2 protein-coding genes are annotated in these 7373 nt (G+C 48.1%); both read left to right on the plus strand.

The features are described from left to right. Nucleotides 1-153: 153 nt before the first annotated feature. Entirely contained in the window at nucleotides 154-642 is a 489-nt protein-coding gene (locus H6550_00025; protein ID MCB9044499.1) for a hypothetical protein, read from the plus strand. A 265-nt stretch (nucleotides 643-907) separates the two neighbouring features. After that, nucleotides 908-7373, plus strand: a 6466-nt coding sequence (locus H6550_00030) for a hypothetical protein (protein ID MCB9044500.1), incomplete at its 3' end; no start/stop codon positions are given.

Genomic DNA, 7373 nt, shown 5'->3' on the forward strand with positions numbered 1-7373 from the left:
GTAATTTAAGAATACACACCAGACATTCAATTTCTGAGCAATCAGCACCTGGGAGAGTGAATCATTGAATGACTGTTTTGAATGGGAATGCATAGGAAAAGGTGGGATATTCAGGCTACGGGAAACATGTAAAACCCGCTTGCGCGGAATATTTTGGAGGCAAAAAAAACACATCACAAAGAAGAAATCCACATTTCTTCCTTCAGGCAGGGTACCCCCCGGCCTTTCCTGCTGTGCAGAAATTTTACACCTCCCCCCGCTTACTTTACAGGAACTGTATCTTACTTCATTTCAACTGCCTGGCATTGCATCTTAAGCACATTCTTCTTTCATCGCTGCTTACGCAAACAAACTACTCCCGCTAAGCTTACTCAGCTTCAAAAATCACCATTACCCGCTTTACAGGTTGTGCCCGCCATTTGGGCACTCTCCGATTGCCCCCATCCAAACACCATGAGCCGCAACGTTGCAAAAGCCTGCGGCCTGATTGATAAACTAAAACCATTGAATGACTGCATTTTTACACCTTTTGGTTGGTTAAGCACAAAAGGGATTTCGGGTGTTCTGCAAAGGTTGCTCGCTTTGGGAGAGGCCGCACCCCTGCACAGATCACGCTTGCTGAACCCGTTTTTTTTCGCATAACCAACTCCGGTAAAAGGACCCGCACCTGCGCCTGAAAAACGCCCGTACCCGTCCCGTTTGAAGCAGCCAGCAAACAAACTGACCATTGAAGGCAGCTGGCAGGAATCACATAGCCCACAGAGGGCCGCTGAGCTTATCAGCCAAAGGTGCGACATTCTGTAAAGAATTGTTACACCTTTGGCTTTGCCACTTTTGCCCGCTTTTGCCCGTTTTTTTTTCGCGCGCGCGCGTAATGTTCCTATATATAGGGCTTTTACTTATCTCATTGAATATCAATGCACAGGAGTCGGTTAGCATTCACTGGCCCCTGACCAGCGGCGATGCCGGCTTCCTCACCTCCCCCGGGGCAGATGTGGCATTCGCACCGGGCCGGTCTGTCAGCGTGGTGACCTTTGACCAGGCACACGGGGCCGGCTCCATTGGCTGGGCAGCCCGCGAACGCAGCAACGATGCCTACTACGAATACCGCATTGCCCCTCAGGCCGGTTATACCTTCAGACTGGTGCAGCTGAATGTTGAAATCAGCATGAGCCGCGGCGAACTGAAAGTGGCAGCCTATGCCTCCACCAACGGCTACCGCAGTCCCTCCTCTCCCATCGGACTGCCCCGCCTGGCTGCCACCACCAGTCCGCGCAACCTCTCCCTGCCTGCCGATATCAGCGTTAGCTACCCCGACACGCTGAGCATCCGCATCTACGCCTGGGGTGCCCGCGACCAGCAGGTAAGCTTTTATAACCGCCATGTGCGCCTCGAAGGCCTCACCACCGTTGACTCAACCATGCTGGCCAACGTGCAGCCTGAAGTGACGGAGAAGAGGGAAGAAATACCCCCGGCCATGACTGAACCGGGAAAAACACCCGATTCCTTACAGCTGGCTGCCTCAGCCATACATGTAAGCGACAGCATTGACACTCAGGCTTTGCAGCCTGCAACGGAAGCATGGCTGGCCGAGGGTCATAAGCCCGACACACTGCGCAATAACGGAAATTTACTGATGGGACCAAAAGGCAACATCACCTACACCACATCAGGCACCTGGACCTGCCCAGCAGGCGTAACCCAGGTTACTGTTGAGTGCTGGGGAGGTGGTGGAGGCTGTGGAACATCGTATACTTATGCAGGTGGTGGAGCTGGAGGCGGTGCTTATGCATCAAGTGTTCTTACAGTTGTTCCAGGTAACTCATATTCAGTAGTCGTCGGTGCTGGTGGCGGTATCTCAGAAGATGGAGGAAATTCAACATTTGGCAATGGCCCACTGGTAAAAGCTGCAGGGGGAAGTTCTGGAAGCAATAATCCAGGAAATGGGGGTTCAAGCACAATTCCATTTAGCATTGGTAATACCAGATATTCCGGGGGTAATGGAGGATCAAGATCCGACCCTTATAGAGCTGGAGGAGGAGGAGGAGGTTCTGCCACTTCAACAGGAAATGGAGGAAATGGAGGAAATGCTTCATGGAATACAGGAGGTACAGGAGGGCTAGGCCAAGGTAACGGTGGCAAAGGAGGGGACAGATATTATTCGGGTAGTCAAGGAATCTCACCAGGAGGTGGTGGCGGCGGAAGGGGAAGCGGCAATAATACGGGTAGTGGTACCGGCGCTAATGGGCAAGTGACAATTACCTGGGTAGATTGCGCTGTGCCAACTAAATACAATGTCACCGGTGGCGGCTCATATTGCTCAGGTGGCACCGGGTTACCCGTTGGCGTTGATAACTCAGAATCTGATGTTACCTATCAGTTATTCAGAGGTGCAACAGCACTTACAACCATCAATGGGACAGGAAATGCCATTTCATTTGGCAATCAAACAGTAGCTGGAACCTATACGGTTGTTGCTACACGAGCCACATGCACTACAAATATGAATGGCTCGGCTAGTATCACAGTGTTAACTATCCCTGCGCAACCTTCAGCTATTACAGGCAATACTTCGCCTTGTCAGGGCACTTCTCAAACCTACAGTGTTACCAATGTTGCAGGAAATACCTATACATGGACTTTCCCGACTGGATGGACACAAACCGCAGGTGGCACAAGCAATTCGGTGACTGTTACAGTTGGCAGCAGCAATGGCACGATTACCGTTACCCCTTCAAATGCCTGTGGAACGGGCAGCGCAGGCACCCTGAGTGTTACTACAAGTACTACTCCTGCGCAACCTTCAGATATTACAGGTAATACTTCGCCTTGCCAGGGCACTTCTCAAACCTACAGTGTTACCAATGTTGCAGGTGTTACCTATACATGGACTTTCCCGACTGGATGGACACAAACCGCAGGTGGCACAAGCAATTCGGTTACTGTTACTGTTGGTACCGGCAATGGGAATATTATGGTTACCCCTTCAAATGCCTGTGGAAACGGTACAAGTCGCACATTGGCAGTTACCACTACCACAACCCCTGCACAACCTTCAGCAATTGCAGGCAATAATCTGCCCTGCCAGGGTTCAACCCAAACCTACAGTGTAACTAACGTAAACGGTGTTACCTACACATGGACAGTACCTGCCGGATGGAGCATCAACTCAGGACAAGGCAGTAATTCAGTTGTTGTAAGCGTTGGAGCAGCTTCGGGAAATATTTCTGTTACCCCTTCAAATTCATGCGGTAACGGCACAGCACAAAGCCTTGCTGTTACTATACAATCCTTACCAGTTCAAACCAGCCCTATCAACCCGGTTACCACACAGGTTTGTCAAAACAGTGTTCACAACTTCTCAGTCATGCCCCCTCCACCTGCCGGTTTTACATACAACTGGGCAGGCCCGGCAGGTTCCACCATTCTGAGTGGACAAGGAACCAATATTATCCAAATTCGTTTTGGAAACCAATCAGGCAACCTTTCCATCACGCCTCACAACAGTTGCGGCGATGGACCAGCCCAAACAATGGCCATTAATGTCAGCACCTCTACGCCTGCCATTCCTGGAGCCATTACCGGTGTAATAGCACCTTGCATTGGATCTTCAAAAACATATAATATTCCCGATCTAGGCTATATATACACCTGGTCAGTACCATCTGGCTGGATCATTGTATCCGGACAAGGAAGCAGCTCTATTAACGTAACAGTTGGCGCCACAGCCGGTAATATCTCGGTAACCGCCGGTAATGCCTGCGGCGGCAGTGCAGCAAGAACACTCACGGTAACACCACAAGCCAGTGCTCCTGCACAACCGTCAGCCATAACAGGCAACAGTCCTGTTTGCGCTGGCTCAACACAAACATATGCAGTAACAAATGTCCCCTTTGTTGTTTACACCTGGTCAACACCGGCTGGTTGGACACTAACAGCAGGCCAGGGAACCAATTCAGTAACTTACACGGTAGGTGCAACCTCTGGCACTATCACCGTTACCCCTTCCAACGACTGCGGCACAGGAATTGCCGGTTCACGCAACATTGTGGTTGATGTCGCACCACCAGCCAATACTTCAGCCATTGCCGGCTTAAACAACCCCTGCCAAAACAGCTCACAAACTTACAGCGTTACCAATGTAAGTGGTGTAACCTATACCTGGGCTGTACCGGCTGACTGGACCATTAATGCCGGACAGGGAACAAACCTTATAGCTGTTACAGTTGGATCTGTTAACGGAAATATCACAGTTGTACCATCCAACGGATGTGGCAACGGAGCAACCTCCACTTTGCCTGTTACAGTATTTTTGCTTCCGGCTACCGCAGGTACAATTTCAGGCGACATTCTTTTCTGCGAAGGCACTGAACATACTTACAGTGTAACACCCGTTTCCGGTATAACTTATGACTGGACGGTACCTGCTGGATGGAGCATCAATTCAGGACAAGGAACAAATTCAATTAATATCACAGCCGGGGTCAACTCAGGGAATGTACAGGTGACACCACAAAATGCCTGTGGCAATGGCCCTCCAAGTTTACTGGCCGTAACCGTAAATCCACTACCTGCTGCCGAAACCGGCCCCGATGGCGCCATTTGCGTGGGAGATGACATTCAAATTGGTGCACCACCTGTTGCTGGAAATACTTATTTATGGACACCTGATCCTTTGGGCGAGGTATTTGATTTTACTGTTTCCAATCCTGTGGTAGAACCCAATGTCAACACAACCTACACGCTGGTTGAAACCAACACATCGACAGGTTGTTCCAATACCAATAGCGTTATCATTCTGGCCAATCAAATCATTGCAGTTACGGTAGTCCCTCTGGAACAGACTATGTGTTCGGGTAGTACGACCAATTTTGTCATATCAAGTAACATTTCAGGCACCATCTTTACATGGGAACCCAACCTGGATGTAGGAAATGCAGCAACTACAACCGGATATAGCAGTGGATCAGGCCCTCTGATACATCAAACCATCACCAATGTTTCCAGTGCAGCTTCTACCATTAGTTACTTTATTAAAGCCATTGCAGACGAATGCGAAAACACTAATTTGAGCGCAATTGTCTACATCAATCCCGAACCTGTATCTGACAATCAAACCCCTGCAGCTATATGTAGTGATATTGCTTCTGGTGTAAACTTTGCCGCAAGCACCAATGGACTAAGCATTGCTTCTTACAACATATTATCCATCAACAATAACGGATTATCTGCTTCATCCGGCAACCCTCAAACAGGTAATGGTTTTTCTGCCAATGAAATAGCCGATGATGCCTGGACCAACCTGACCACCGCTCCGGTAAATGTGGTTTATACAGTGCAGGGCGTCAGCAATTCGGGCTGTGCAGGCAATCAATTTACAGTTACACTGGTTATTAACCCCGAGCCCATGGTTACTAACCCCGCTACGAACGAAATATGCAGTGGCGCATCTACCAATATCAATCTTACCGCCAACATCCCCAGCACTTTTACATGGACTATTGGCACAATTACAGGGGGAATTACAGGAGCAGCACCGGGAAGCGGAAACACCATCAATCAGACACTTATCAATCCAGACAATGCAACACCAGGAACAGTTGATTATATAGTTACCCCAACAGCAAGCACAGGCAGTTGTGCCGGCGCCCCATTTACCATTACAGTAACGGTTTATCCTGCTCCGGTGGTGACCAATGCAGCTACAAAAAGAATCTGCTCGGGAACCAGCACCAATATTGATCTGACATCAAGCACACCCTGCAACTTTACCTGGACAACGGGCGTTATTACAGGAAGTATCACGGGGGCATCAGGCGATACAGGCAATAACATTAATCAGGTGCTAACCAACCCCAGCAATGCAACTTCCGGCACGGTTGAGTACCTGGTAACAGCCACCTCAACCAGCGGAGGATGCACAAGTGCGCCATTTACCATTACAGTAACCGTTGACCCGATACCTGAGGTAAACGCATGGGCAGTGCCTACTGCAGTATGCCCGGGTGTCGACTTTGACTTATTCTCCTCATCTAGTTTAACATACGCCCCATCACTACTGCTTGAGGAAAAATTTAACGGAGCAACAAATACATGGACTAAAATCAACAATTCATATGGAGGCGACAATCCGGCGCTTGCTGCATGGACATTAAGACCTGACAACTATTCATATGGTGTAAACTTTCACTCAAACGACAACTCTCAATTTTACTTATCCAACAGTGATGCGCAAGGTTCAAGCTGGGGACCAGAAGTAACTGAAACGTATCTGCAATCTCCTTCCATCAACACCAACGGTTATTCAACACTATCTCTTGATTTTTATCACTATTACAGGGAATATTCAAACTCATCAGGCAGGGTACAAGTATCAACTAACGGAACAACATGGACAACTATTCGCACTTATAACACAACGCAGGGGGCGTATAATAATTTTAATCATCAAACCATTGATTTAAGCGCTTATACAGGAAATAACAACTTCTACATCAGATTTTATTATTATGCTGAATATGGTTGGTACTGGGCTATCGACAATGTTACCTTAAGCGGCACTTCCAATTCTGCCATCCCCATTATCAGTTGGTCATCAACCCCTGCGGGCTTCACTTCAAACGAACCAAGTATTCAAAATATTACGCAAGGAACAACCACCACATATACAGTAAGTTACACAAATCCATTATCTCTTTGCAGTGCAAATGCATCAGTCACTGTTACCAATCTTGAACCTCCCAATGCGACTATTACTGCAGATTATTGCTCAGTACCAGGAAAAATACGTTTAACAGCATCAGGTGGGGTGAGCTACCTGTGGAATACCGGCCAGACCGGAGCTGTAATTGAGGTGGATATTGCCGGACAATACAGCGTTGTTGTCACGGGAGCCAATGGTTGTACTGCCACTGCCACATTAGGGGTTTCAACCGATTTGGTCGTGAATGGTGATTTTTCTGCAGGAAACACCGGTTTCACTTCAGGATATGTTTACGATCCTACCCCTAATGGGCTTTACGCCCCTGAAAGTGAATATGCAATCCATTACAATGCGCAATACACACATACAAATTTTTGGGGCTATGATCATACAGTTAACAACGGCCTGTCTCCAAATAATTTTATGATTGTCAACGGAGCAAAATACTCACCTCAACCCACAGTTTGGCAGGAAACTGTAAATGTGGAACCAAATACTGATTATTATTTTTCAGCATATGCCATTAGTTTGAACAATGTATCCCCTTATGCACAACTCAGGTTTGAAGTCAATGGAGTCCAAGTAGGTACAACTGCCATCTTAACAGCTGGTGTAAATAGCAATGCTAATCCGTGGCTAGCCAAAGACCGTTTTTATGGCACCTGGAATT

Source organism: Chitinophagales bacterium, from assembly GCA_020636495.1.
In the GTDB taxonomy this organism is placed as follows: Bacteria; Bacteroidota; Bacteroidia; order Chitinophagales; family Chitinophagaceae; genus UBA5543.